Source organism: Armatimonadota bacterium, assembly GCA_031459855.1.
In the GTDB taxonomy this organism is placed as follows: Bacteria; Sysuimicrobiota; Sysuimicrobiia; order Sysuimicrobiales; family Humicultoraceae; genus Fervidifonticultor; species Fervidifonticultor primus.
Map to the genome: position 1 here is coordinate 1,342,198 of JAVKHP010000001.1, position 25,641 is coordinate 1,367,838.

Genomic DNA, 25,641 nt, shown 5'->3' on the forward strand with positions numbered 1-25,641 from the left:
CCCCTGGGCGGAACGATCAGCGATCGTCTCGCGTCTGGTATTCCGCAGCCCTCCGCCAATCCCTTGCGGCCCTGCCCCCGGACCGCTTACCCGCCCAGGCGCATCCGGATGCTCGCAGCGCCAGCGTGCAGATCATCGACCGGCAGACTACCGGTCCAGGCGCATCCGGATGCTCTTGACCTGGGTGTAGCTCAGCAGCTCCTCCAGGCACTCCTCCCGGCCGATGCCGCTCTGCTTGACCCCCCCGTAGGGGACCCCCAGCGCGTGTCCGCCGGGGATGTTCACCCAGACGTACCCGGCCTCGAGGCGCCGGGCGACCCGCAGGGCCCGGGCGTGGTCGTGCGTGTAGATGGCCGCGCTCAGCCCGTAGATCACCCCGTTCGCCTGGCGGACCATCTCGTCCTCGTCGGTCCAGGTGAGCACGGCCATCACGGGGCCGAAGATCTCCTCCTGGGCGATGCGCATCTCGGGCCGCACGCCGTCGAAGACCGTGGGGACGACGAAGAACCCGCGGCGCAACACCGGGTCGTCGGGCGGTCCGCCGCCGTAGACGCACCGCGCGCCCTCGCGGCGCCCGGCCTCGATGTAGCCCAGCACCTTCTCGTACTGCTCGCGGGACACCAGGCAGCCGACCTGGCTCTCGTCGGCCTCGGGCGGGCCCAGGCGCAGGGCGCGCAGCCGCGCCACCAGGGCCTCCAGGAAGGCGTCGTGCAAGTCGCGGTGCACGAAGACGCGCGAGGTGCTGCTGCACGACTGGCCGGCGCGGTTGAGGTTCATGGCGGCCACCGCCGCCTCGGCGGCCTCCTCAGGAGCGACGTCGGGGAAGAGGACCAGCGGGTTCTTGCCGCCCAGTTCCAGGGTCACCACCTTGAGGCCGTCGGCGGCTGCCCGCATCACCGCCCGGCCGGCCTCCACCGAGCCGATGAGCGCTATCCGCCGCACGCGCGGATGGCGCACCAGCGCCGCGCCTGTGGTCGGGCCGTCGCCCGGGACGATGTTCACCACCCCCGGGGGGAAGAGGTCCTGCACCAGGCGGCCCAGGACCAGGGAGGAGAGCGGTGCCTGCTCGGGGGGCTTGACGATCACGGTGTTGCCCGCAGCCAGCGGCGCGGCCAGCTTCTCGGCCGCGAAGCGCAGGGGGTGGTTGTAGGGGTTGATCTTGGCCACGACGCCGAACGGCTCGCGCACCGTGAACGCGAACTCGCCGGGCGGGGCAGGGTAGGTCTCGCCCTTGAGTTCCGGGAGCAGGCCGGCGAAGTAGTCGAGGGAGTCGGCCGCCCAGTCGACGTCGCGCCGCATGCCGGAGATCACGTTGCCGGAGTTGACGGCATCCAGACGCGCCAGGGCCTCGCGGTGCTGGCGCAGGACCGCGGCCAGGGCCCGCAGGCGCGCGGCGCGCTCCGCAGGCGGCGTCTGGGCCCAGCCGGGCACGGTCGCTTCGGCCGCGGCCACCGCCCGGTCGACGTCGGCCTCGTCGGCGACGGGCACGTGGGCCAGCACCTCGCCCGTGGCGGGATTGTAGGTGGGCAGCGTGCGCCCGGAGCGGCTCTCCTCCCACCGGCCGCCGATGAAGAGCCGGTCCGAGGGGACCTCCCCCAGCAACGCGACGGGGCTCACCTACCCCACCTCGGTGCGCTGCGCCGGAGATCGACGCCCCGGCCCGCCGCGTGGCCGACGTGTGCAGACGACCGCCGGCTCTGCCCTGCACGAGGCCGCCACAGGCCCGATCCCGGGCGCAGGGGGTGCCGCAACGACCGTCGTTTCTTCACCTGGCGGTCCCGCTCCCGTCTCCCGCACCGGGTGCGGGCACCGGCGTGCGCTCGGGCGGCAACGTCCGCTCCGGTGGCCCGTCGTAGAACTCCGGCTTCTGCAACTCCAGGTCCAGCGGTTGCACGATGGGCGCGTTGGTCGAGGCGCGCCACCCGCGCTCGCGGTGCATCTCCTCGTAGGTGTGGGCGATCAGCCCGACGATGCGCGACAGCAGGTAGACCCCCTTGATCAGGTCCAGGTCGAAGCCCATGTCCATGCAGATGGCGCCCACGGCGCCGGGGCCGTTGAGGTAGATGCGCCGGCCCCAGAACTCCTCGGTGGCCGCCTCGATGGCGCGGGCCATGGCCACGTGGCGCCCCGCGACCCCATAGACGTCGGCGAGCTCCAGCAGGCGCGCGGTCCGCGGGTCGACGATGTGCTGCGCGTGGTGGTAGCCGGGCAGCCGCCGCCCCTCGCGCCGCGCCTCGCCGGCGACACGGCGCGCGGTCTCCTCCAGGGTGAGCCCCTCGCGCTCCATGCGCGCCAGCGCCTCCTTGAACAGCGCGGCCGGCCGGTCGGCCGTGCCGTGCAACGAGCCCAGAGCGAGCAGCCCGCCGGCCACGCCCACGTGCAGGGGCACGCCGCCCGAGGTGACGAAGCGACACGCGGCCGACGACGGTGAGAACGCGTGCTCGCACTGATTCACCAGGATGGCGTCCAGCATCCGCGCGTGGGACTCCGGGGGCAGCTCGCCGCGCCAGACCAGGTAGGCCATCTCGGCGAACGAGACCCGGCCCGTCAGGTCGTTGACGTTGTACCCGCGAATCACAACCCGGTCGCGGGTCTTGTACGAGATGGCCGTGCGCCAGTGGAACGGCTCCCGGCGCGCGGCGGTTCCTGCGGACTCCATCCGGCTACCTCCTTGCGGCCGCGGGCTCGTCGGCCTTCAGGTACACCCGCTGGGGGTCGAGCTCCTCGCGCAGCACCGTGAGGTCGTCGGCTGCCGGTGGCGCGACCTCCTGGAGGTCGGGGGCGACCTCGGGGCGGAACCCGGTGTGCGCCCACACCGTCGCCACGTCGACGCCGGGCATCAGGCCGGTCAGGCGCAGCGTGCACGTCGACGGGTCGGCCTCCAGCACGGCGAGGTCGGTCACCACCGTGACCGCGAAGTCGGCGGGCAGCCCGGCCCGCTGCCGCCCCCCCGGCCCGTCGAGGAAGCCGGGGCTCGTGACGTAGTCGCAGCGTTCGGGAAACCGCCGGGGCTCGTGGTGGGTGATGACCAGCAGCCGGCGGCAGTGGCTGGCCATGTCGTTGGCGCCGCCGCTGCCGGGCAACCGGCGGCGCAGCGCCCCCGGTGGGCCGATCTGCGTTGAGTTGATGTTGGCGTGGCGGTCGATCTGGGCGCCGCCCAGGAAGCCCACGTCGATCAGCCCTCGCTGGAGCAGACCACCCAGCACCTCGCGCAGGGTGCCCAGCCGCATGGCGCGCGCCATGACCTTGGGGTCGGACACGGAGATCGGCGTGGGCCGGACGAGCGGCGCGATGACGCCGCTCTCGATGACCATGACGATGTTGGGCGCGTGTCGGCGTTGGGCCAGCGCCGTGGCCAGCAGCGGCAACCCCGTGCCGACGAAGACGACCTGGCCGTCGTGCAGCCGGCGGGCCGCCTCGATCACCATGAGTTCCTGCCGGGTGAACGCCGGGGTTGGGGCCTGCGCGGCAGCTTCGTGCACTAGAGCACCTCCCGCATGGCCGCCCGCAGCGCCTCCAGACGCGCGGGCCCTGCGCATCTGGCCAGGTAGTCGTCGAACGTCGCGCAGTCCCACACCGCCTCCTGCAGGTACGCGGCGACCGCCGCCGGCCCGCTGCGGGCCGCTTCCTGGTAGCGGGCCACCTCCGCCGCATCGTAGTCGTAGTACCCGTAGACCGACGTGGGGTAGGCGCCAAAGGGCGCCACCACCACGGCGTCGACGTACAGGAACGGCACCGTGGTCCGTTCCGGCGCCGCCCGGATCGCGTCGGTGGGGACCAGCTCCTCGCACGAGACGATGACCGTCTGCGAGGCGCGCAACATCTCCGGCTCGTGGGTGGCGAAGCCCTCGATGACGACGTTGCCCAGGGGGTCGGCGCGCTGGACGTGCACGATGGACACGTCCGGTTGCAGGGCCGGCACCAGGACCACGGGCTCGCCCGGCGCCCAGGGGTTGTCGACCACCACGGCCTTGGGTGGGGAAGCGCGCTGCGCGGCCGCGGCGTCGTGCGCGCCGCCTGTGGCCCGCGCGCCCCACGACAGCACGGGCGCGTCCGCCAGCATGTCGGAGCCCAGCAGGCTGCGGGTGGGCATGAAGGGCACGCCCATCTCACCGGCCAGGAAGCGGCTGACCATGGCCAGGTGGCTGTAGTCCTCGTGGACGAGGGTGCCGTCCTCGATGCCCCGGCGCCAGCAGTACGTGACCCCGAACCGCTCCAGGTTGCCCGACCCCGATGCGGTGCGCCGGACCAGCCCTGCGCCGACCAGCTGGTCCATGCCCAGGGAGAGGTTGCAGCCCACGACGGTGAGGTCGCCGATCCTCTGGCGGATGATCTCGAAGGTGAGCGCCTGCGGGCAGCGGCCGATGTTCTGCCCGCCCATGCCCAGGACGCTCCCCGGCCGCACGAAGCGCGCGACCGCCTCGGCTGCCGTCATGACCTTGGGCGCAGGACGCGCCGCACTGCGCAGGGCCACGCTCGTCCTCCGTGCATCCACGCGCCTGCCCGCCGCACTGACGGGCCATGGATCCGCCCTGACGACCCGCTACGGGCCCGCCGCGGCCAGAAGACTGCAGATCCCGCCCTGACGACCGGCCACTGGCCCGCCACGGCCAGAGACCGCGGATCCCGTCGTGACGACCGGCCCCGGCCCGCCATCCCAGGCCGCGGATCCGCGGCGGTGACAGGCCACGCCACGCCGCCCGCCCCAACGGCAGATGCCGCGCGCGTGCCTGCATTATAGGGAGCGTCCAATTGATAATGTCAAATAAGGATTGCACGGAATATCAAAAGCAAATATTATACATGGCGATGGCCCACGCCCTCGCGCCAGACCCACGCCCGCCCCTGCCGCTGGGGCCGCTGCGGGCGTTCCACCACGTGGTCGTCCACCAGGCCGTGCACCGGGCGGCGCGCGCCCTGGGCGTCACGCAGCCCGCGGTCACCCAGCAGCTGCGCAGGCTGGAGCAGGCCACCGGGGTCGTCCTCTTCGAGCGCGACGGTCGCCGGTTGGTGCTCACCGAGGCGGGCCGGACGCTGGCCGGCTACGCCCAGCGCATCTTCGACCTGGTGGAGGCCGCGCAGGACGCCCTGGCCGGTGAGCGGGCGCTGCGCACCGGCGTCCTGCGCGTGGGCGCGAGCCGCACGGCCGGCGCGTACTACGTCGCCAACCTGCTCGACCGGTTCAAGCAGCGCCACCCCGGCGTGAAGGTCAGCCTGACCGTGGCCAACTCCGAGATCGTCCTGGACCGGATCAAGGACTTCTCGCTCCACGTGGGGCTCGTGGCCGGTCGACCCGACGACCCGGCGCTCGTGACGCGGCCGCTGGTCCGGGACCGCATGCTGGTGGTCCTCCCGCCGGGCCACCCGCTGGCGCAGCGGGCGCGCGTCTCCGTCCGCGATCTGCGCGGCTGGCCGCTGGTCCTGCGCGAGCCGGGGTCCACCAGCCGACGCCTCATCGAGGAGGCCGCAGCAGCCCACGGGGTCGTGGTCGACGTCGCCATGGAGCTGGAGAGCAACGAGGCCATCAAGAGCGCGGTGGCCGACGGCATCGGCGTGGCCATCATGGCCCAGGCCGCGGTGGCCCAGGACCTGGCCAGCGGACGCCTGGTGGGCCGGCCGCTGCGCGAGCCGCTGGTGTTGGACTTCGCGCTGGTCTACCACCGCGACCGGATGCTGGCCCCGGTGCTGGCCGCGTTCCTGGCAATGGTTCCGGCGTCGGTGCGCCGGGCCCCACGCCAGCAGCAGAGGAAGACCCGCGCCGGGGCAGGAACCAAGGGGCCGGCGTGAGAACCCGGAGGCGTCGTGATGGAGCGCGTCGTGCCCAAACCCTCGGAAGGTGACGTGAACCTCTCGCCGCGGCGGGCGGCGTGGCAGGCGGCGATGCTGGACGAGCCGACCCGCGCGCTGCTCGCCGAGGACGCGCGCTACTTCCTCCACCAGGCGCTGTCCACGCCGTGCCTGACCGCCCTGCGACGGTGCGAGGGCATCTACCTCGAAGACCTCCAGGGTCGCCGCTACATGGACTTCCACGGGAACAGCGTCCACCAGGTGGGCTTCGGCAACCCGGCAGTGGTGGCGGCGATCAAGGCGCAGCTCGACGCGTTGAGCTTCTGCCCGCGCCGGTTCACCAACGAGCCGGCGGTGGCCCTGGCGCGGAAGCTGGCGCAGCTCGCGCCGGGCGACCTGCACAAGGTGCTGTTCTGCCCCAGCGGTACCGGCGCCATCGGCATCGCCCTGAAGCTGGCCCGCACGGTGACCGGTCGCTACAAGACGATCTCCATGTGGGACGCCTTCCACGGCGCCTCCCTCGACGCCATCTCGGTGGGCGGTGAGGAGCTGTTCCGGCGCGACGTCGGGCCCCTGCTGCCGGGCACCGAGCACGTGCCGCCGCCCGACCCGTACCGCTGTCTGTGGGACTGTCAGGCGCGGGGCGGGTGCGACCTCAAGTGCGCCGGCTACATCGAGTACGTGCTCGAGAAGGAGGGCGACGTGGCCGCCGTGATCGCCGAGACGGTGCGTGCCACGCCGGTGATTCCGCGGCGCGAGTTCTGGCAGGCCGTGCGCGCGGCGTGCGACCGTCACGGTGCGTTGCTCATCCTCGACGAGATCCCCACGGCGCTGGGGCGCACCGGTGCGATGTTCGCCTGCGAGCACTACGGCGTCGTCCCCGACATCCTCGTGCTGGGGAAGGGTCTGGGCGGTGGCATCATGCCCCTGGCGGCGGTGCTGGCCCGCGAGCGCTTCGACGTGGCGGCCGACCGGGCCCTGGGCCACTACACCCACGAGAAGAACCCGGTGGCCGCCGCCGCGGCGCTGGCCACGCTGCAGTACATCGAGGACCACGGCCTCGTCGAGCGGGCGCGCGTGCTGGGCGAGCACGCCCTGCAGCGGCTGCGCGCCATGCAGGCCCGCCACCCGCTGATCGGCGACGTGCGCGGGCTGGGGCTGCTGCTGGGCGTCGAGCTGGTCACCGACCGCGCCACCCGGGCCCGGGCCGTCGCCGAGGCCGAGGCGGTCATGTACGCGGCGCTGACCCGCGGGCTGAGCTTCAAGGTCAGCATGGGCAACGTCCTGACCCTGGCGCCGCCGCTCGTGATCACCCGCGCCGAGCTCGACCGTGCCCTGGACATCCTCGACGACAGCCTCGCGGAGGTCGAACGGCACCGATGATCGACCAACCCCCCCTGGCTCCGGGCCAGACGCTGCTGTACACCCTGCGCCACGGCCTCACCGAGCTGAACCGCACCAAGCGCACGGGCGGCCGCCTGGACGTCCCGCTGGCCGACGAGGGCCGCCGGCAGGCCGAGGAGGCCCGCCAGCGCTTCGCGGGCACGGCCCTGGACGTCGTGATCGCCTCGAGCCTGCGCCGCGCCATCGAGACCGCCGAGATCGTCACCGGGTGGCCGCGCGAGCGCATCGTGATCGACGACCTCGCCGTCGAGCGCAGCTTCGGGCAGATGGAAGGCCTGACCCAGGACGAGATCCGCGTGCGGTTCCCCGACGTGATCTACGTGCCGATCGACCACGTCCGGTACTCCCTCAACCCGCCCGGCGGCGAGTCGTTCGAGGCGCTGCGCGCCCGCGCGCGGACGTTCCTCGCGCGCGTGCTGGCGGCTTATGGGGGCAAGCGCATCCTGGTCTCGTCGCACCAGAACTTCATGCAGCAGCTGCACGGTGAGCTGCGCGGCCTCGACCCCTACGCCGCGCTCAAGTACGACATCCTCAACCTGGAGCTGAACCAGTTCCACCTGGACGTCGATGGCCGACTGCTGGCCCACCGCGTCTACCAGCTCTGCCCCGACGCCGCCAAGTACCCGTCGTTCTGACGGCGGGACGGGATGGCGGCCGCAGACGGGCGAAACGGGGCGGTGGTCGCGGACGCCCGGCGGCTCCAGGCGGCGATCGAGGACCTGACCGCGCAGCTCGCGCAGCGGTTCCCGGCGCGGGTCCGCGGGCTGCGCCGCGTGGGCCGTGAGGCTGAGTTCCCCCTGGTCTGGCCCGACGGTCGGGCCGCGCCGGTGGCCCGCCTGTGGGACGGGCTGCGCACGCACAGCGCCGCCCGCGTCCGCTACGACGACCCCGACCGGACCGTCATCGCGCGCGTGGACGTCGGCGGCGCGGGCTACGAGGTCGAGGTCGGCCGCGCCACGGTCGAGGTGGTGCTGCCGCCCGTCGACGACCTGCACACGCTGGCGCAGGTGTCGGCGTCCGCTATCGGCCGGCTGGTGCAGGTGGCCACCGCTGCGCGCCTGCGCGTGCTGGGCTACGGCATCCAGCCCCGGACCCAGGCCCGCGCCGGCCTGATCACGCCCAAGCGCCGGTACGCCGCGTTCTACCGCAGCCTCGGGCGGCCGTGGTTGCCGTTCACCACCACGGCCAGTGACCAGGTGCACGTGGACGTCGGGCGCGACGAGGTCGTCGGGGTGGTCAACGTCCTCAACCTGCTCTCCGGAGCGATCATCGCGCTCACGGCGAACTCGTCGGTCTACGCGGGGCGCGTGGGGCGGTTCTGCTCGGGGCGGGAAGGCCTGCTGTGGGGGCTGGGCGAGCGCCACGGCATGCCGCCCCGGCCGTTTGCCGACCTCGAGGACTACGTCCGGTTCGTCTGCCAGCAGCCGTGCGCCGTGCTGCGGCGCGGCCCCTCGTACGCGGCGTACGGCCGTCCGCTGGCGGCCTACCTGCAGACGCGCGGCCCGGACCTCGACGCGTTCCTCTGGCACGAGCACTACTTGTGGTACAGCGCGCGGCCCCGCGCGCAGCACGCCACCGTGGAGGTGCGGCCGGCCTGCCAGCAGCCGCCCGAGGACCCGCTGGCCGCCGCGGCCCTGGCGCTCGCCCTGGTGGAGGGCTGGCGCGAGGCGCAGGCGCTGGTGGCCGAGGCGCTCGGGGGCGATGCGCTGGGGCGCCGCGCGTGGCGAGTGATGGCGGCCTACCGGCGCGCCGCCGTCCGCTGCGGCGTGCGCGCGCCCGAGCCGGCCCCCCGGTTCCTGGCGCGCCTGCTGGACGTGGCGACCGACGCGCTGCGACGGCGCGGGCGGGGCGAAGAGCGCTTGCTGGACGGCCTGCGGCGCCGCCTCGAGACGCGGCGGCTGCCGGCCGACGACGCCGTGACCACGTTTCGCCGCGGCGGGGCTGCGGCGCTGGTGGCGGCGCGGGCGCTGTAGGCGCCCGCGCGTGCGGTGCACGAGAGGAGACCAGACAGCCTGCGAGGAGGGAGACCATGGGACGGCTGGACGGCAAGGTGGTGTTCATCACCGGTGCAGGGAGCGGCATGGGGCGCGCCGCCTCGGTGCGGTTCGCGCGCGAGGGGGCCAGGGTGGTGGTCGCGGAGGTGGCCGAGGCCGCAGGGCGCGAGACCGTGGACGAGGTGCACGCCGCGGGCGGCGAGGCGCTCTTCGTGCGCACCGACGTCTCGCGCGAGGCGGACGTGGCCGCGGCGATCCGCGCGGGAGAGGCCGCGTTTGGCCGCATCGACGTCCTCTACAACAACGCCGGGATCTTCCCGCCCGAGGACGGCTCGGTCGTCGACCTGGACGAGGCGGTGTGGGACCGGGTGATGGCCGTCAACCTGAAGGGCATCTACCTGGTCTGCAAGCACGGCATCCCGGCGCTGCTGCGCGCGGGCGGCGGGTCGGTGATCAACATCGCGTCGTTCGTGGCGCTGGTGGGGTGCACCGTGCCGCAGGACGCCTACACCGCCAGCAAGGGCGGGGTCATCGCGCTCACCAAGTCGCTGGCCGTGCAGTTCGGCCCCCGGGGCATCCGCACCAACGCCATCTGCCCCGGGCCCATCGAGACGCCACTGCTGACCGAGTGGCTGCTGACCAACCCCGAGGCGAAGGCGGTGCGCCTGGCGCGCATTCCCATGGGGCGCTTCGGCCGGCCCGACGACATCGTGGCGATGGCGCTCTACCTGGCGTCCGACGAGTCGAGCTGGACGAACGGCGCGGTGCTGGTGGTCGACGGCGGGATCACGTCCAACTACTTCTGAGGGCGGGGGCCGCGGGCGCACGGGGCGGTCGTCCATCCGCGCTGGCGGCCTCATGGCGGCGCGTCCAGCGGCACCATGGTCCACGCGCCGTCGCGCAAAGCGGCCACCTCGGTGCAGCCCACCTCGCGCAGCAGCGCGTCTGCTTCCTGGTGGTGGTCCGTCACCTGGGCCGGGGAGTGGGCGTCGGTGGTGACCAGCAGGCGGATGCCCAGGGCCAGGCAGCGGCGGAGGATCCACGGGCTCGGGTACGGGCTGCGCACGGCGTCGCGCCAGCCGGCCGTGTTGAGCTCCACGATCAGGTCGGCCCGCGCGCAGGCGTGCAGGGTGGCCTCCACCTCGCGCACGTACCAGGCGTCGTCCTCCCGGAAGTAGCGGTTGCCGGCGTTCCACTTCTTGACGCGGTCCAGGTGGCCGACGATGGCCACCCCGCCCCAGGCCGCCAGTCCCCGGATGCGCTCGTAGTAGGCGCCGACCAGTCGCCGCACCTCGCCGGCGAAGTGGCGGTGCAGCCCCTCCTCGAAGCCGCGCCGGGTGAGGTCGTACGCCCACGGAACTCCCAGGGCGGTCTCGCCGAGGAAGTGCACCGAGCCGATGAGGAACTCGAACGGGTACGGCGCGACCAGGGCCCAGAGGGCGTCGTGGCGCTCGGGGATGTAGTCGAACTCCAGCCCCAGGTGGACGGCCAGGCGGCCCTGCCAGGCTGCGCGCACGCGGGCCACGTCGGCGCAGTAGGCCGGCAGGTCGGCGGCCCGCATCGCGGCCTCGTCGGGAAAGTCCAGCGGTGCGTGGCTGGTGACCCCCAGCGCCCCCAGCCCCGCGGCGGCCGCAGCCTCGGCGTACTGCGCGATCTCGCCGATGCCGTCGCAGTAGCGGTTGTGGGTGTGGTAGGCCGTCCGGATCAGAGCGATTCGGCTCCTTCGGTACGCAACGGCCCGCCGGGTGCCCGCAGGAGCTCGGCCAGGATCTCCACGCCGCGGGCGATGCGGGGGCCGGGCCGGTTGAAGTAGGCGCTGGCGTCGGTGAGGTAGACGCGCCCGGCCCGCACCGCCGGGAGCGCGTCCCAGCCCGGCCGGCCGGTCACCAGGTGGCGCTCTTGGCGCGTGCGCGCGATGTCGAACCCGCAGGGCATGAGGACCACCACGTCGGGCGCGGCATCGAGCACCTGCTCCCAGTCCACGACGAACGACTCCTGGCGCGGCCGTCCCAGCACGTCGATCCCGCCCGCGGCCTCCACCATCTCGGGCACCCAGTGGCCGGCCACGAAGAGCGGATCGAGCCACTCCAGGCAGACGACCCGCGGCCGCGGTGCGGGCGGCGGCAGCCGGCGGACCCGTTCGATGCGCGCCCGCAGCGCGCCGACCAGGGCGGCGGCCGCCGTGTGGGCGCCGGTGTGCTGGCCGACGTCGAGGATCGTCTCCAAAATGTCGTCCAGACCGCGCGGCTCCAGCGAGAGGATGGAGGGCGTCCCTGCGAGCACCCGCGCGGCCCGGCGCACCTCGGTGAACGACGGCGCGCACACCCGGCAGAGCTCCTGCGTGAGGATGAGGTCGGGCGCAAGCGCGGCGAGTTGCGCGGCGTCGAGGTGGTAGACGCTGGTGCCGGTGTGCACCGCGCGGCGGATCGTGGCGTCGATCTCGGCGCTGGGCCGGTCGGCGGTCACCACGGCCTGGCTCAGCGCGGGCAGCGCGCGCACCTCGGGTGGCCAGTCGCAGTCGTGGGAGACCCCCACCAACCGGTCGCCCAGGCCGAGCGCGCAGACGATCTCGGTGGCGCTGGGCAGCAGCGAGACGATCTTCACCGCGGCGGCCTCCCGCTGGGGCTCACGGCGCGTTCCAGGGCGTCCGGCCCGTCGCCGCGGGCGCAGGCGGCACGGGCTCCGCGGCCGCGGCCCGTGGCGTCGCCCCCGCGGGCATCCGCCCCGTCTCCTCCGGCGGCCGAATGTGCCGGAAGCACGCGAACAGCAACAGGTCGTAGGCGATCTTCATGGCGCCGGCGATCACGAAGGGCGCGCCGAGCCCCACCAGCTGCATCGACGCTCCCGCCACCAGCGGGGTCGTGGCCTGCGCCACGTTGCGCACGATGTTGGTCAGGCCGGCTGCCGCGATGCGCTCTTCCGGGTCGACCACGGCCACGACGTAGGACTGCCGCACGGGCACGTCCATCTGCGACAGGGCGAACCGCGCCAGCAGCAGGCCGATCGCCCACGCCAGCGACGGCGCCAGCGGGATCGCCATCAGCAGCACGTTGGACGGCAGGTGGGTCGCCACCATGGTGTTGACCAGCCCGATGCGCTCGCCCAGCCGCCCGGCGGCGTAGAACGACGCCGCCTGGAGCAGGCCCGCGCCCAGGAAGACGGGCCCCAACACGTCGGGCCCGGCCCCCCACCGCGCGCTGAAGTAGAACGCGATCATGCTCTGCACGACGAAGCCGCCCGCCAGCGAGTCCACGACGAACAGCGCCGCCAGCCGCAGCACGGTGCCCCGCGAGCGCCGCAGGCCACTGGCGGCCTGCGCCACCGTCACCGCCTCCACGTGCGGGCCCAGCCGGCTGAACAACCTCAGCGTGACCATGCCGAGCGCGGCGTACACCAGGAACATGACACGGAACGCGTCGTCGGCGGTCAGCCCCGCCCGCTGCAGCAGCGCCGGCACCCCGGCCGCCAGCGCGCCGAGCGAACCTGCCAGCGCGCCCACCAGGTTGTACAGCGAGAAGGCACGGGTGCGGCGGTCGGCGGAGGTGGTCAGGGGGAGCATGGCCTGTTCGAGCGACAGGAACGGACCGACCTCCCCGGTGGTGACGCCGACGGTCCCCGTGAGCGCGACGAGGAGCAGCACAGGGTAGGATGTGGTGACGGCGAAGGCGACACCGCTGCCTACCATGCCCAGCGCCGACAACATCAGGATGCGGCGTCGGCCGTAGCGGTCCGCGGTGGCGGCGAACACCGCGGTCAGCGCCGCCGAGCCGAGCAGGGTTGCCGTGAGAATGGCCCCGACCTGCCAGGGGGCCCAGCCGGCCCGGTTCAGGTAGACGCCCAGCAGCACCGCCTGGAAGCCGTACGCGAACGTGCGGACGGCGCGCGCTGCCAGGATGCGCTGCCCGTCGGGCGCAAGCCAGGCCAGCACCCGTCCCGTCTCACCGGAGGCTCGCCGGTCGGGTGCGCTGGTGGGAAGTCCCCCAGGCCGCATACCCCGGGGGTTCGCGCGCCCCGGGGTCCGGTCCTGGCGGCCGGCGGGAAGCCCGGCCGGCGACCGCGAACTACTCCGCTGGCTTCGGGACGTCCCAGGGGGGCGGCGGCGCTGGGGGCGTCCTGCGCGCCTGGAGGTGGGGACGTGGTCATCGAGGAAGGCATCCGGAGCCGCCATGGACTGGAACTGCAGGGGATCGAACCGGGCGCGGTGGCGTGGAACCTCCCCCCCGCGGCCCTCTACGAGCACGCCATCCGCCGGCGCGAGGGCCACCTGGCGGCCGACGGCCAGCTGGTGGTGGTCACGGTGCCACACACCGGACGATCGCCCCAGGACAAGTTCGTCGTGCGGGAACCGTCCAGCGAGGCCCACATCTGGTGGGGGAGGCACAACCGGCCGATTCCGCCCGAGAACTTCGAGCGGCTGCACCGGCGCCTCCAGGCCTACCTCCGCGGCCGGGACCTGTTCGTCCAGGACCTGTTCGTCTGCGCCGACCCGCGCTACCGCCGGGGCGTGCGGGTCATCACCGAGTACGCCTGGCACAGCCTGTTCGCCCGCACGATGTTCATCGTGCCCGACGAGCGCACCCGCGCCCAGCACACGCCCGAGATCACCGTCATCGACGCGCCCGGCTTCCTGGCCAACCCGGCCGAGGACGGCACCCGCTCGGAGGTGTTCATCCTGCTGCACCCGGCCCGCAAGCTGGTGCTGATCGGCGGCACGACCTATGGCGGGGAGATCAAGAAGTCGGTGTTCACCCTGCTGAACTACCTGCTGCCGCTGGAGGGCGTGCTCTCCATGCACTGCTCGGCCAACCGGGGTCCTGCGGGCGACGTGGCGCTGTTCTTCGGCCTCTCGGGCACGGGGAAGACCACGCTGTCCGTCGACCCCGACCGGGCGCTCATCGGCGACGACGAGCACGGCTGGTCGGACGAGGGGATCTTCAACTTCGAGGGCGGCAGCTACGCCAAGACGATCCGCCTGTCCAAGGAGGGCGAGCCGCAGATCTACCAGGCCACGCACATGTTCGGCACCATCCTCGAGAACGTGGTGATGGATCCCCTGACCCGTCGGCTCGACCTGGACGACGACGCGCTGACCGAGAACACCCGCGCGGCCTTCCCCATCACCTACATGCCGAACGTCTGGCCCGGCGGCGTGGCCGGGCATCCGCGCGCCGTGGTGTTCCTGACCTGCGACGCCTTCGGCGTGATGCCGCCCATCGCGCGCCTGACCCCCGAGCAGGCGATGTACCACTTCCTGACGGGCTACACCGCCATCGTGGCGGGCACCGAGAAGGGCATCACGGAGCCCACCGCCACGTTCTCGGCCTGCTTTGGGGCGCCGTTCATGGCGCAGCGCCCCACGGTCTACGCGCAGATGCTCGGCGAGCGCCTCAGGCGCCATGGGACCACGGTCTGGCTGGTGAACACCGGCTGGAGCGGGGGCGCCCAGGGCGCGGGCGGCGAGCGCATCAAGCTGGCGTACACCCGGGCCATGGTGCGTGCGGCGGTCGCGGGCGTCCTGGACGACGTGCCCGCCACCCCCGATCCGGTCTTCGGCGTGCTGGTGCCCGAGCGCGTGCCGGACGTGCCAGCGGAAATCCTGCATCCGCGGGCGACGTGGGCCGACCCGGCGGCGTACGACGCCAAGGCCCGGGACCTGGTGGCGATGTTCCACCGCGCGTTCGAGGAGTTCGCGCCCTACACCTCGGCGGCGGTGCGGGCCGCCGGGCCGCGCATGCCGCAGTAGCGTGGGCGGTCCGGCGCTCGGGGCGGTCGGTACCGTGCGGGTGGTCGGGCCCGTGCGGGCCTTCGGAGCACGCGGCGGGCGCGGCGCCGCGCCGCGCCGGGCGCAGCGGGGGCGGCCGTGAGCGTGCGCCGGCGCATCGGCGTCCTAACCGGCGGCGGGGACTGCCCCGGGCTCAACGCGGTCATCCGGGCGGTGGTGCTGTCCGCTGTGCGCGGGTTCGGGTGGGAGGTCGTCGGCGTCCTCGACGGGTTCGACGGCCTGCTCCACGACCGCACGCGCCCGCTGGGCATCGAGGAGGTCCGCGGCATCCTGGCCCAGGGCGGCACGATCCTGGGCACCTCCAACCGTGGCAACCCGTTCGCCTGGCCGGTGGTGCGCAACGGGCAGGTCGAGGTCGTCGACGCGTCCCCCATGGTCCTGGACCGCCTGCGCGCGCTGGACCTCCAGGCCCTGGTCGTCATCGGCGGCGACGGGACCCTGCACATCGCCCAGCAGCTCTACGAGATGGGCGCGCCGGTGGTGGGCATCCCCAAGACCATCGACAACGACATCGCCGCCACCGATGTGACTTTCGGCTTCGACACGGCCCGGCTCACCGCCACCGAGGCGATCGACAAGCTCCACTCCACGGCGGAGAGCCATCACCGCGTCATGGTGGTGGAGACCATGGGCCGCAACGCCGGCTGGATCGCCCTCGAGTCGGGGATCGCCGGCGGCGCCAACGTGGTGCTGATCCCCGAGATCCCCTACCGGCTGGAGGCCGTGGTCGCGGCCATCGAGGACCGTGCGCGGCGCGGGCGGCCGTGGTCGATCGTCGTGGCCGCAGAGGGCGCGCACCCCGTGGGCGGGACGCAGGTGTACCAGGACACCGGCGGCCCCGGCCGGCTGCCGCGGCTGGGCGGCATCGGGCAGCAGGTGGCGGCCCAGCTGGCCGAGGCGACCGGACGCGAGACGCGCTCGCTGGTGCTGGGGCACCTGCAGCGCGGCGGCAGCCCCACCCCCTTCGACCGCCTGCTGGCGACGCGCTTCGGCGTGCGCGCCGTCGAGTGCATCGCCGCCGGACGTCTGGGCGTCATGGTGGCCCTGCGGGGCACCGAGATCGTCGACGTGCCGCTTGCCGAGGCCATCGCCACCCCCAAGCGCGTGCCGCCCGACGGCCAGCTGGTGCGTACGGCGAAGGCGCTGGGGATGTCGGTGGGGACCTGACCCGTGGCCCCGGCGGCGCCCCTGCGGGGCAGCCCGCGGGCCGGTCGGTCACGGGCGGTCTGGTCGCGGGACAATGGGGCCGGCGGTGTCCCGGCGCGGCAGCCCGCGGGCCCATCGCGCAGCGCGCGGCGGCCCGGGCGTCGTCAGCGGATCAGCCGGCGGCGCATCAGCCGCAGCGGGGCCGGGAACAGCGCGACGGTCACCGCCAGCATCCAGGCGACGTCGGCCAGGACGCGCGCGTCGGCCGTGCCCAGCGCCAGCGCCCGCGCCACGCGCACGACGTGCGAGAGCGGGGTCAGCCACGCCGCGACCTGCACCCAGGCCGGCAGGGCGTCCAGGGGGAAGAAGACGCCGCTGAACATGAACATGGGCGTGACGAACAGGGCGAAGTAGAACGTGAAGTAGTCGATGTTGGGGTTGATGGCCGTGAACGTCATGGCGATGACCGCGAACATCAGCCCTGCCAGGAAGAACACCGGCGGGAGCAGCAGCGCCAGGGGCGAGCGCACCACCCCGAACAGCGTGATGACCACCAGGAAGGCGGTGCCGTAGAGCACGCTGCGCGTCGCGCCCCAGGCGATCTCGCCCACCACCACGTCCTCCACGTTCAGGGGAGTGGTGATGACGGCGTCGTAGGCCTTCTCGTAGTACATCTGCACGTAGGCGTTGTAGGTGCACTCGAACGTCGCCCCGAACATCGCGGCCGTGGCCACTAGGCCCGTGGCCACGAACGTCAGGTAGGGCAGGCCGCCGATGGTGCTCAGGTAGGCGCCCAGCCCGAACCCCATGGCCAGCAGGTAGATGACCGGCTCGAGGAAGTTGACGGCCACCGACTCGGGGAAGATGCGCCGGAAGATGTAGACGTTGCGTTGCCAGAACCGCAGGGCGCCCCGGGGCCAGAAGAGCCTCATCAGTCGCGCAGCATCCTCCCGGTGAGCTTGAGGAAGACGTCCTCCAGGGTCGCGCGGCGCAGGATCGCCGCCTCGACGTCGACCCCCGCGGCACGGATGCGGTGGAGCACCGCTTCGCCGTCGGCCGTGTAGAGGAGGACCAGGTCGCCGTGCACTTCGTGGGCGTCGGCGGTGTCGCCCGCCGCGGCCAGCACGCGGCGCAACCCGACCCCGCCCTCGCCGTCGCGCGCCAGCCCGTGCAACTCCACCACCTCGCGGCCCACGTGGGCACGGATCAGCTCGGCCGGCGTCCCTTCGGCCACGATCCGGCCGCCGTCCATGATGGCCACCCGGTCGCACAGCGCGGCGGCTTCCTCCATGTAGTGGGTCGTCAGGATCTGCGTGACGCCCCGGCGCTTGAGCTGGCGCAGTTTCTCCCACACCAGCTGGCGGGCCTGGGGGTCCAGCCCGGTGGTCGGCTCGTCGAGGACCAGCAGGTCGGGGTCGGCGACCAGCGCACGCGCCACCATCAGGCGCCGGCGCATGCCGCCGCTGAGGGTCTCGACGCGGTCGGCCGCGCGCTCGGCGAGCGCCACGAACGCCAGCAGCTCGTCGGCCCGCCGCCGGGCCGTGGCCCACGGCAGGTCGAAGTAGCGGCCGAAGATCACCAAGTTCTCGCGCACCGACAGCGCCGTGTCCAGGGTGTTCTCCTGCGTGACCACCCCCAGCCGGGCCTTGATGGCCCGCGCCTGGGTGCGCACGTCGCAGCCCAGCACCTCCAGGCGGCCCGCCGTGGGCGGCAGCACGCAGTAGATCATCTTCATGGTGGTGGTCTTGCCCGCACCGTTGGGCCCCAGGAAGCCGAAGCACTCGCCGCGGCGCACGGTGAACGTGATGCCGTCGACGGCCACCAGGGCACCGTAGCGCTTGGTGAGACCCTCGGCCCGCACGACGGCGTCCGGGACGTCACGCATCGGCGCCATCCCACCGGGCGGCGTCGCGTACGGTGCGGGGTTGGGGGCCATCCTCCAGGCGTGCTGCGGCCCCGTGCTGCCCCGGCGCTGGCGGTGATGGAGGGGACGTCGCGCCCGGGACGTCGGGCGATCCGGCCGCGGTGGGCTCTTCGGGCGTGCCGGGGCCGCGCGGGGACTCCTCCGCCCGGGTGACGAGCACCTTGTCGACGCGGTGCCCGTCCATGTCGACCACCTCGACCCGCCATCCGGGCAGCAGCACGTGGTCCCCGGTAGTGGGGATGCGATCCAGCACCGTCATGACCAGGCCGCCCACGGTCTCGTAGCCTTCGCCCTCTGCGGGCAGGGCCTCCAGGCCCAGCAGGGCTTTGAACTCGTCCGCCGGCAGCATGCCGTCGACGAGCCACGAGCCGTCCGGCCGCCGGACCACCGACGGCATCGCGGCCTCGCCCGCCTGCGGGATCTCGCCCACGATCGCTTCGAGGATGTCGTCGCTCGTCACCAGTCCCTGCAGCCCGCCGTACTCGTCGATCAACAGCGCCGTGTGCGTGCCGGCCTGCCGGAACTGGTCCAGCACCGATAGGGCCGGGGCGGTCTCGGGGACGAACAGCGGGCGCTGCGCCAGCGCCCGCAGGTCGATCGGGCGTCCGGCCATGAGGTGGACGAGCAGGTCGCGCGCCTGCACGATGCCCACGACCCGGTCGAGGGTGCCCTCGGCCACCGGGTAGGCAGCGTAGCGGCTCGAGGTCACCTTGCGGCGGATGTCCTCGAGCGAGTCGTCCACGTCGAGCCAGACGATCTCGGTGCGCGGGGTCATGATGGCGCTGACGCGGCGGTCCGCCAGGCGGAAGACGCGCTCGACCAGCCTGCGCTCGCCCGGCTGGAACACCCCGGCCTCGGCGCCGCGTGCGATCAACAGCCGGACTTCCTCTTCGGTGACGGGCGGCTCGGCCACGGCCGGCACCCGCAGCAGGCGCGCGACCAGCTCGGTGAGGGCGCTGAGCACGTGGACCACCGGGGCCGCCACGGCCGCGAGCCCGCGCATCGCGGGCGCCAGCGCGGCGGCCAGGCCTTCCGGCGCCGCCAGCGCGACGCGCTTGGGCACCAGCTCGCCCAGCACCAGCGAGAGGACCGTGATGAGCACCACGACCAGGCCGAGCGCCGTCGCCTGGGCGTAGGGCGCCAGGGCCGGGACCGTGGCGAGCCACGCAGCCAGCGGCTGCGCCAGGGTGGCACCGCCGAACGCGCCCGCGAGGATGCCCACGAGCGTGATGCCGACCTGCACGGTCGAGATGAACCGGCTGGGCGTGCGCAGCAGGTCCAGCGCCACGCGGGCGCCGCGATCGCCCGCGGCCGCCCGCTGCTCCAGGCGCGTGCGCCGGGCAGCCAGCATGGCGATCTCGGCCATGGCGAACAGCCCGTTGGTCAGCACCAGCAGCAGGAGGATCAGGATCTCCAGGGACAGGTCGCGCATCTACCAGGTCACCGTGACCTTGCGCAGCCCCCGGGGGGCGTCGGGGTTCAGGCCCCGGGCGACCGCCAGGTAGTAAGCGAAGAGGTGCACCGCCGGCGCCGCCGCCACCGGCACGAGGGCTTCGGGCAGCCGGACGTCGGCGGCCAGGTCGCCCGGATCGTCGCCGAAGGCAAAGGTGAGGGTGGGCACCGACCGCTGGCGCAGCGTCACCCGCAGGTCGATCAGGCTCGCGCGGGTGCGTCCGGGCGGCAGCAACAGGATCACGGTGCGGGTCCGATCCAGCGCCGCGATGGGCCCGTGGAGCAGCTCGGCTGCCGACATCGACTCGGCGAACGCGTAGGCGCTCTCCTTGAGTTTCAGGGCGGCCTCGTCGGCGACGCCGAGCATGTACCCGCGCGTGGTGACGATCCACGGCTCGCGCCTGGCGTAGCGCCGCGCCAGCGCCTGGAGCGTGGCCGCGCGGGCGATCACCGCCGCGGTTGCGTCGGGCACCCGCGCCAGCGCGCGCCCCAGCCCGCGGTGCTGCGCCCAGCCGGCGACGAGGGCGGCCAGCGCAGCCAGCGACGCGGTGAAGGTCTTGGTGGCCGCCACGGCGCGTTCGGGCCCGGCACCCAGCGGCAGCACGTGCCCGCTGTGCTGCGCCAGGGGCGCGGTGGGATCGTTGGTGATGGCGATGGTGAGCGCGCCCTGCCGGCGGGCCTCGGCCACCACTTCGGCGACGTCCACCGAGCGGCCCGACTGCGAGATGCCGATCACGACCCCTGCCGACCAATCGGGCGTGCGGCGGTAGAGCGTCGTCACCGAGGGCATGGCCGTGGCCGTGGGCAGCCGCAACAGCGTCTCGACGAGGTACTGGCCGTAGATGGCCGCGTTGTGGGACGTGCCCCGCGCGACGAACACCACCACGGCCGGGGCGCGACGCCGCAGCGCCTCGCCGATGGCGCCGATGGCGGCGGCCTGCTCGGTGAGCAGGCGGGCCAGTACCGCCGGCTGCTCCTGGATCTCGGCCAGCATGGCGTGGGTCGGCGTGGGCACAAGACGGACTCCGCTGCGCTGGTGAACCGGCAGACCCCTTCGTCGGCGCCTGCCCGGTCCCTGCCAGACCGGCTGTCGGAGAGTGTGGAGATCGTCGCGCTGGCCGCGCACCGGCGGCGGGGCGCTGCCCGTGGCAGGAACCGCCTGCGCGAAGCCCAATGATCATACCATTATGACGAATGCCGTCACGCGGCGCTTGCCGGCGCCGCTGTACTACCGGGTTGAGACCTGGCTGCGGCAGTACCTGGCTCGCGACGGCCTGGCGCCGGGCACGTGGATGGCGATCCCAGAGGCGGTCCTGCGCCAGCTGGGCGTGAGCCGGATCACCGTGCGCCGGGCGATGGAGCGTCTGGTGCAGGAGGGCCTGATCTCCCGCGTGCCCGCACGGGGCGGTGTGCCATGACGTCGGTCGAGCTCGACGCGCGGCACCTCAAGGTGGGCGAGGCCATCGACCGCCTCTGCACCATCGAGATCACGGGCCGCGGTGTCGTCGGCGACCTCTACGCCGCCGCGCGTGCCGTGCACCACGGGCCGCTGTGTCTGACGGTCGCGCGCGTGCTGCTCGAGCGCGTCACGCCGGGTGACGTGGTGGTCATCGCCACCGGCCTGCCCACCTATCCGTGGTTCTCGGGCGAGCAGGACGGCCCGGTCGGCGCGGCGACGCTGGCGCGGGCGCTGGTGCTGGGTCTGGCCGCGCGGCCGGTCATCCTGACCGAGCCCAACCACGTGGAGATGTGCGCAGCGGCGGTGCGCGGCGCGGGCCTCTACGCCCGGGGCGTCGACGAGGCCCTGCGGCTGCCCACGACCGCCGCCGTCACGGGCTTTCCCCTCGACTGGGCCGAGGCCGAACGCGCCGCCGAGGCGATGCTGGCGCGCCTGCGGCCGAAGGTGCTGCTGGCCATCGAGCGGCCCGGCGCCAACGAGCACGGCCACTACCACAGCGCGGGCGGGCACCGGCTCACCGACCACTGCGCCAAGGTCGACGTGCTGTTCGCGCGGGCGCGCGCGGCCGGCATTCCCACCGTGGGCGTCGGCGACGGTGGCAACGAGCTGGGCTGCGCGCTGATCCGCGAGGCCGTGTTCGCGGCCGTGCCCCGCGGCCGTCGCTGTCAGTGCCCGTGCCAGGGGTCGGTGGTGCCCGCGACGCCCACCGACTACCTGGTGCTCACCGCGATCTCCAACTGGGGGGCCTATGGCATCGCCGCGGCCATGGCGCTGCTGCTGGGCCGGCCCGAGGTGCTGCACACCCCCGAGATCGACCGGCGCGTGCACGACCTGTGCGCGGCCGCCGGTGCCAACAACGATGGCCCCGGCCTGCTCGACGTGGGTACCGACGCCGTGCCGGTGGAGCTCCACGGCGCCGTGCTGGCGTTGCTGCGCTTCATGGTCGGCAGCGGCATCGACTTCGGCCGGTTGTACCGCGAGCCCCGCTACCCATGGCTGGCGATCTGAGACGGCCCGCGGTGCCCATGCCGCCCGACGATCGGCGATGGCCACGGTGACGCCTGCCGAGCTGCGCGCCCGCATCGCGGCGCTCCCCCGCGTGCGGCTGGCCTGGGGACTGAACCTCCTGGGGGACGGGCTGCGCGACCTGTTGAACCCCAGGATGCCTGTGGCGGGCGTGAACGAGGGGGGCCGTGCGGTGCGCCCTACTCGGGCGCACGCGCGTAGACCTCGGGGTTGGCCACGTGCGCCGGACGCTCCCCGCGCAGCACCGCCAGCACCGCCTCCGCGCAGGCCCGGTCCATGCGGGCCAGCGTCTCCCGGGTGTGCGAGGCCACGTGCGGGGTGGCCACCACCTGGTCGAGCTGGACGAGGGTCCAGTCGACGGGCGGCTCCTCGACGAAGACGTCCAGTCCGGCGCCGGCGAGGTGGCCGCTCTGCAGGGCCCGCAGCAGCGCAGCCTCGTCCACCACGGGGCCGCGGCTGGTGTTGATCAGGATCGCGCCGGGCTTCATGCGGGCCAGCGTCGTCTCGCCGATCAACCCCCGCGTGTCGGGCAGCAGCGGCACGTGGATCGACACGAAGTCGCTCTGGGCCAGCAGTTCGTCCAGCGCGCACAGCCGCACGCCCAGCGCGCGGGCCGCGCCCTCGTCGGGGGCCACGTCGTACGCCAGGACCCGCAGCCCGAAGCCGGCGGCGCGCCGTGCCACGGCGCGGCCGATGGCGCCGAAGCCCACCACGCCCAGGATCTTGCCGTAGACGTCGATGCTGATGGCGCGGTCCCACTCGCCCGCCTTCATGCGCCGATCGAGCCAGGCGACGCGCCGCGCCGTCGCCAGCAGCAGCGCCATGGCGTGGTCGGCGACCGCCTCGGTGTTCACCCCGCGGGTGGTGGTGACGACCACGCCCCGTGCCGTGGCGGCGGCCACGTCCACCGAGTCGAGCCCGACGCCCCGTCGGGCCACGATCCGCAGCCGCGGCGCGGCGGCCAGCACGCGGGCCGTGATCGGCTCGGTCCCGGCGATGATGGCGTCGGCGTCGCCCACCAGCGGGAGCAGGTCGGCCTCGGTGAGGCGTCCGGCCTTCGGGTAGAACACCACCTCGACGCCGGCGTCCCGCAGCAGGCGCAGGGGTTCGTCGCTGGCGCGGCCGACGTCGGGACTCAGCAGGCAACGCGCGCGCCGGTTCATGGCCGGGCCGCTACCGCGCCCACGGCCACGGGCGTGGCGCCGGCGTGGGCCAGGTCCAGCGCGGCCAGGAGCTCGTCGAGCTCGGCGCGGCTCTCGGGGTCCAGGGCCGGGCCCGGATGCCGGATGGCAGCCGAGGCGATCACGCCGCGGCGGCGCAGGATCTCCTTGCGCAGCGCCAGGCCGATGCCCGGCTGGCCCTCGTAGCGGATCAACGGCAGGTAGCGGTAGAAGATCGTGCGGGCAGCCACGCGGTCGCCCGCCGTGTAGGCCGCGTAGATGGCCACCAGGATCTCGGGGAACGCGAACCCGGTCATGGTCCCCGCCGCGCCGCGCGCCAGCTCCTCGTAGAAGTACACCCCGCCCATGCCGCCGTAGACTGCCACCGGCTGCCGGGCCGCGGCCCGCACCTGTGCGACCTTCACCGGTGACGGCAGTTCCTCCAGTTTGATGGCGCGGGCGCGGGGGAGGTCGTCGGTCAGCGCGGCCAGGAATGTGGCCGGCATCACCACGCCGGAGAACACCGGCTCGTCCTGCACCACGAGCGGTGCCCGGGTGGCGTCATGCACGCGCCGGTAGAACTCGCGGACCGCGTCCAGGCTGCGCAGGTTGACCGGTGGCGCCACCATGAGTGCGGTCGCGCCCAGCGCCTCGGCCTCCTGACCGTACCGGATGGCCAGGTCGGTGGCCGGCGCCGACGCCCCCGCCACGACGGGCACACGTCCCGCGGTCCGACGGACCACGGTGGCCACCACCTGCCGCCGCTCCTCTTCCCCCAACTTGTGCGCCTCGCCGAGGATGCCGAGGATCGTCAGGCCGTGGACGCCGGCAGCCAGTTCGAACTCCACGACGCGCTCCAGGCTGGTCAGGTCGAGCCGGCCGTCGTCGGTAAACGGTGTCGGGAGGATGGCGTAGACGCCCGGGGGCAGGGTCATCGCAGAACTCCTGGCGGTGGATTCGAGCCAGAGGAGAACTCAGGCTCCTTCGGGTATTACGCAACGGACCCCGGCGCCCCTGCTGCCGGTTGCCGTCGCCGTGCGCGATCGTATGCCCATGACCACGACGACACCGACGATCCGTCCCGAGCGCCTGCGCGCCCGCCTGGAAGCCCTGGCCAGGGTGGGCGCCGACCCCGAGGGCGGCGTCAGCCGCTTTCCGTACAGTCAGGCCCACGCTGACGCCGTGCGGCTGGTGGCGGGCTGGATGCGCGAGGCCGGCCTGGCGGCGGGTTGCGACCCCCACGGCAACGTCGTGGGTACCCGGGGAGGGCGCAGCGGCTGGCCTGCGATCCTGCTGGCCTCGCACCTGGACAGCGTCCCGCAGGGCGGCATCTTCGATGGCGCGCTCGGGGTCGTTGCCGGCGTCGAGGTGGCCCAGGCGCTGCACGAGGCCGGCCGGGCGCTAGGGCACGGGCTGGCGGTGCTGGGCTTCGCCGACGAGGAAGGCCACTGGTTCGGCGTGGGCACCCTCGCGTCCCGGTGCCTGGTGGGGGACGTGCCGCCGGGGGGCTTCGAGACGCTGCAGGGACGCGACGGCCGCACGCTGGCTGCCGCGCGCGCCGCGTTCGCGCACGGGCTGCCGACCGCGCACGTGCCGTCCGCGGTCGGCGCGTACCTCGAACTGCACGTCGAGCAAGGTCCGGTGCTGGCCGCCAGTGGTCGCCGTGTGGCCGCCGTGAGCGCCATCACGGGGATCGCGCGCACGCGGGTGGCGTTCGACGGCGAGGCCAATCACGCGGGAACCACGCCGATGCGCGGCCGACGCGACGCGTTGGTCGGCGCCGCCGGGGTCGTGCTGGCCGTGCGCGCGCTGGCCGAGGCGGCGGGCGCGCCGACCGTGGGCACGGTGGGCGCGCTGCGCGTGCACCCTGGTGCCGCCAACATCGTCCCCGGCCGCGCCGAGTTCACGGTGGAGGTCCGCACGCCCGACGGCGCGCGCCTGCGCCGACTGTGCGAGGACATCGAGGAAGAAGTCCGCACCGCGGCAGGGCGTGAGGGCCTGACGATGCAGATGGCCCCGTGGGACCTGCGGGATCCGGTGCCGATGGCGCCCGAGGTGCGGGGTGTCATCGAGGAGGCCATCGCCGCGCTGGGGCACGAGCCCTTCGCCATGCCCAGTGGTGCCGGGCACGACGCGATGATCCTCGCCCCGCACATGCCGGCGGGCATGATCTTCGTGGCCAGCCAGGGAGGCATCAGCCACTCCCCGCGCGAGTGGACCACGTGGGAGGACGCCGCGCTGGGGGCCGAGGTGCTGCTGCGCACCGTGCTGCTGCTCGACGAGCGCGGTCCGCTGCCGGCGCGCACGCTGCCCGCCCACGGGCGGCCGACGGCGCCCCCGTAGACCACTCCCGAGCATCGGCCGCCGGCCCCAGGCCCGTGGCCGTCTGCGCCGGCACAAGGACGGCCGCCTGCCCGGTAGGGACGATGGACGTGGGGGGCGGGCAGACCGGACCCGGGCGCAGGAGTGCTGCGCTGGCGGCGGGAAAAACAGCACTCACCGGGGCC

Annotated in this window: 23 protein-coding genes; 10 read left to right on the forward strand and 13 right to left on the reverse strand. The window is 73.8% G+C overall.

From position 1 onward, the window contains the following. Positions 1-147: 147 nt before the first annotated feature. The 4 genes from QN157_06150 to QN157_06165 all read right to left on the reverse strand — a co-directional run bounded on the left by QN157_06150 (position 148) and on the right by QN157_06165 (position 4,474). Positions 148-1,617: an aldehyde dehydrogenase family protein gene (locus QN157_06150; GenBank protein MDR7555175.1), complete on the reverse strand. Its 1,470-nt coding sequence runs from the start codon at positions 1,615-1,617 to the stop codon at positions 148-150. Positions 1,618-1,765: 148 nt separating this feature from the next. Next, the gene (locus QN157_06155; GenBank protein MDR7555176.1) at positions 1,766-2,659 is read right to left on the reverse strand and encodes a citryl-CoA lyase; all 894 of its coding nucleotides are present in this window, start codon (positions 2,657-2,659) and stop codon (positions 1,766-1,768) included. Between the two features lie 4 nt (positions 2,660-2,663). Beyond that, entirely contained in the window at positions 2,664-3,482 is an 819-nt protein-coding gene (locus tag QN157_06160) for a CoA-transferase (protein MDR7555177.1), read from the reverse strand. Then, positions 3,482-4,474 (reverse strand): CoA-transferase, encoded by a 993-nt coding sequence (locus QN157_06165; GenBank protein ID MDR7555178.1) that lies wholly within the window; start codon positions 4,472-4,474, stop codon positions 3,482-3,484. The genes QN157_06160 and QN157_06165 overlap by 1 nt, the downstream gene beginning before the upstream one ends. Before the next feature lie 335 nt (positions 4,475-4,809). Between QN157_06165 and QN157_06170 the strand changes: the two genes are divergently transcribed. The 5 genes from QN157_06170 to QN157_06190 are packed head-to-tail and all read left to right on the forward strand — an operon-like array spanning position 4,810 to position 9,991. After that, positions 4,810-5,787 carry a LysR family transcriptional regulator gene (locus QN157_06170; protein ID MDR7555179.1) on the forward strand — a complete coding sequence of 326 codons (978 nt, stop codon included), beginning with the start codon at positions 4,810-4,812 and terminating at the stop codon, positions 5,785-5,787. 18 nt (positions 5,788-5,805) lie between these two features. Continuing rightward, positions 5,806-7,170, forward strand: coding sequence for an aspartate aminotransferase family protein (locus QN157_06175; GenBank protein MDR7555180.1), 1,365 nt, complete (start codon positions 5,806-5,808; stop codon positions 7,168-7,170). Further along, a complete protein-coding gene (locus QN157_06180; protein MDR7555181.1) occupies positions 7,167-7,826 on the forward strand; it encodes a histidine phosphatase family protein in 660 nt (219 codons plus the stop codon). The genes QN157_06175 and QN157_06180 overlap by 4 nt, the downstream gene beginning before the upstream one ends. 12 nt (positions 7,827-7,838) lie before the next feature. Then, positions 7,839-9,164, forward strand: coding sequence for a glutamate-cysteine ligase family protein (locus QN157_06185; protein ID MDR7555182.1), 1,326 nt, complete (start codon positions 7,839-7,841; stop codon positions 9,162-9,164). A gap of 56 nt (positions 9,165-9,220) precedes the next feature. Further along, a complete protein-coding gene (locus QN157_06190; GenBank protein MDR7555183.1) occupies positions 9,221-9,991 on the forward strand; it encodes a glucose 1-dehydrogenase in 771 nt (256 codons plus the stop codon). Between the two features lie 50 nt (positions 9,992-10,041). Here QN157_06190 and QN157_06195 read toward each other — a convergent pair whose 3' ends face one another. Genes QN157_06195 through QN157_06205 form a run of 3 tightly spaced genes read right to left on the reverse strand, consistent with a single transcriptional unit; the run spans position 10,042 to position 13,113 of the window. Further along, entirely contained in the window at positions 10,042-10,899 is an 858-nt protein-coding gene (locus QN157_06195) for a histidinol-phosphatase (GenBank protein ID MDR7555184.1), read from the reverse strand. Next, complete coding sequence (locus QN157_06200; protein MDR7555185.1) at positions 10,890-11,789, reverse strand: ABC transporter substrate-binding protein; 900 nt, start codon at positions 11,787-11,789, stop codon at positions 10,890-10,892. Before QN157_06200 ends, QN157_06195 begins: the two co-directional genes overlap by 10 nt. A gap of 22 nt (positions 11,790-11,811) precedes the next feature. Next, complete coding sequence (locus tag QN157_06205) at positions 11,812-13,113, reverse strand: MFS transporter (GenBank protein MDR7555186.1); 1,302 nt, start codon at positions 13,111-13,113, stop codon at positions 11,812-11,814. Between the two features lie 213 nt (positions 13,114-13,326). On the opposite strand from QN157_06205, the gene pckA reads away from it, so the two are divergent. After that, positions 13,327-14,928 carry a phosphoenolpyruvate carboxykinase (ATP) gene (pckA, locus tag QN157_06210; protein MDR7555187.1) on the forward strand — a complete coding sequence of 534 codons (1,602 nt, stop codon included), beginning with the start codon at positions 13,327-13,329 and terminating at the stop codon, positions 14,926-14,928. Between the two features lie 123 nt (positions 14,929-15,051). After that, positions 15,052-16,134: an ATP-dependent 6-phosphofructokinase gene (locus QN157_06215; protein MDR7555188.1), complete on the forward strand. Its 1,083-nt coding sequence runs from the start codon at positions 15,052-15,054 to the stop codon at positions 16,132-16,134. Positions 16,135-16,277: 143 nt separating this feature from the next. Here QN157_06215 and QN157_06220 read toward each other — a convergent pair whose 3' ends face one another. The 4 genes from QN157_06220 to QN157_06235 are packed head-to-tail and all read right to left on the reverse strand — an operon-like array spanning position 16,278 to position 20,504. Then, entirely contained in the window at positions 16,278-17,045 is a 768-nt protein-coding gene (locus QN157_06220; protein ID MDR7555189.1) for an ABC transporter permease, read from the reverse strand. Beyond that, entirely contained in the window at positions 17,045-17,998 is a 954-nt protein-coding gene (locus tag QN157_06225; protein ID MDR7555190.1) for an ABC transporter ATP-binding protein, read from the reverse strand. The genes QN157_06220 and QN157_06225 overlap by 1 nt, the downstream gene beginning before the upstream one ends. After that, a complete protein-coding gene (locus QN157_06230) occupies positions 17,991-19,469 on the reverse strand; it encodes a hemolysin family protein (protein ID MDR7555191.1) in 1,479 nt (492 codons plus the stop codon). The genes QN157_06225 and QN157_06230 overlap by 8 nt, the downstream gene beginning before the upstream one ends. Next, the gene (locus tag QN157_06235; protein MDR7555192.1) at positions 19,470-20,504 is read right to left on the reverse strand and encodes an SIS domain-containing protein; all 1,035 of its coding nucleotides are present in this window, start codon (positions 20,502-20,504) and stop codon (positions 19,470-19,472) included. Positions 20,505-20,676: 172 nt separating this feature from the next. Here QN157_06235 and QN157_06240 point away from each other — a divergent pair, with 172 nt between their 5' ends. Then, positions 20,677-20,907 (forward strand): GntR family transcriptional regulator, encoded by a 231-nt coding sequence (locus QN157_06240; GenBank protein ID MDR7555193.1) that lies wholly within the window; start codon positions 20,677-20,679, stop codon positions 20,905-20,907. Further along, positions 20,904-21,956, forward strand: coding sequence for a DUF4392 domain-containing protein (locus QN157_06245; protein MDR7555194.1), 1,053 nt, complete (start codon positions 20,904-20,906; stop codon positions 21,954-21,956). Before QN157_06240 ends, QN157_06245 begins: the two co-directional genes overlap by 4 nt. 197 nt (positions 21,957-22,153) lie before the next feature. Here the strand turns inward: QN157_06245 and QN157_06250 are convergent, their stop codons facing one another. Both QN157_06250 and QN157_06255 read right to left on the reverse strand, forming a co-directional pair. After that, positions 22,154-23,137 carry a phosphoglycerate dehydrogenase gene (locus tag QN157_06250; protein MDR7555195.1) on the reverse strand — a complete coding sequence of 328 codons (984 nt, stop codon included), beginning with the start codon at positions 23,135-23,137 and terminating at the stop codon, positions 22,154-22,156. Then, positions 23,134-24,069, reverse strand: a complete 936-nt coding sequence (locus QN157_06255; GenBank protein ID MDR7555196.1) for a dihydrodipicolinate synthase family protein — start codon at positions 24,067-24,069, stop codon at positions 23,134-23,136. The genes QN157_06250 and QN157_06255 overlap by 4 nt, the downstream gene beginning before the upstream one ends. 118 nt (positions 24,070-24,187) lie before the next feature. Between QN157_06255 and QN157_06260 the strand changes: the two genes are divergently transcribed. Next, positions 24,188-25,477, forward strand: coding sequence for a Zn-dependent hydrolase (locus QN157_06260; GenBank protein MDR7555197.1), 1,290 nt, complete (start codon positions 24,188-24,190; stop codon positions 25,475-25,477). Positions 25,478-25,641: the final 164 nt, after the last annotated feature.

Coding starts and splice junctions, on each gene's coding strand:
- QN157_06180 (MDR7555181.1), top strand. CDS start 7,167: ATGATCGACCAACCCCCCCTGGCTCCGGGCCAGACGCTGCTGTACACC.
- QN157_06175 (MDR7555180.1), top strand. CDS start 5,806: ATGGAGCGCGTCGTGCCCAAACCCTCGGAAGGTGACGTGAACCTCTCG.
- QN157_06225 (MDR7555190.1), bottom strand. CDS start 17,998: ATGCGTGACGTCCCGGACGCCGTCGTGCGGGCCGAGGGTCTCACCAAG.
- QN157_06170 (MDR7555179.1), top strand. CDS start 4,810: ATGGCCCACGCCCTCGCGCCAGACCCACGCCCGCCCCTGCCGCTGGGG.
- QN157_06240 (MDR7555193.1), top strand. CDS start 20,677: ATGACGAATGCCGTCACGCGGCGCTTGCCGGCGCCGCTGTACTACCGG.
- QN157_06260 (MDR7555197.1), top strand. CDS start 24,188: ATGACCACGACGACACCGACGATCCGTCCCGAGCGCCTGCGCGCCCGC.
- QN157_06185 (MDR7555182.1), top strand. CDS start 7,839: ATGGCGGCCGCAGACGGGCGAAACGGGGCGGTGGTCGCGGACGCCCGG.
- QN157_06155 (MDR7555176.1), bottom strand. CDS start 2,659: ATGGAGTCCGCAGGAACCGCCGCGCGCCGGGAGCCGTTCCACTGGCGC.
- QN157_06230 (MDR7555191.1), bottom strand. CDS start 19,469: ATGCGCGACCTGTCCCTGGAGATCCTGATCCTCCTGCTGCTGGTGCTG.
- QN157_06190 (MDR7555183.1), top strand. CDS start 9,221: ATGGGACGGCTGGACGGCAAGGTGGTGTTCATCACCGGTGCAGGGAGC.
- QN157_06255 (MDR7555196.1), bottom strand. CDS start 24,069: ATGACCCTGCCCCCGGGCGTCTACGCCATCCTCCCGACACCGTTTACC.
- QN157_06245 (MDR7555194.1), top strand. CDS start 20,904: ATGACGTCGGTCGAGCTCGACGCGCGGCACCTCAAGGTGGGCGAGGCC.
- QN157_06250 (MDR7555195.1), bottom strand. CDS start 23,137: ATGAACCGGCGCGCGCGTTGCCTGCTGAGTCCCGACGTCGGCCGCGCC.
- QN157_06220 (MDR7555189.1), bottom strand. CDS start 17,045: ATGAGGCTCTTCTGGCCCCGGGGCGCCCTGCGGTTCTGGCAACGCAAC.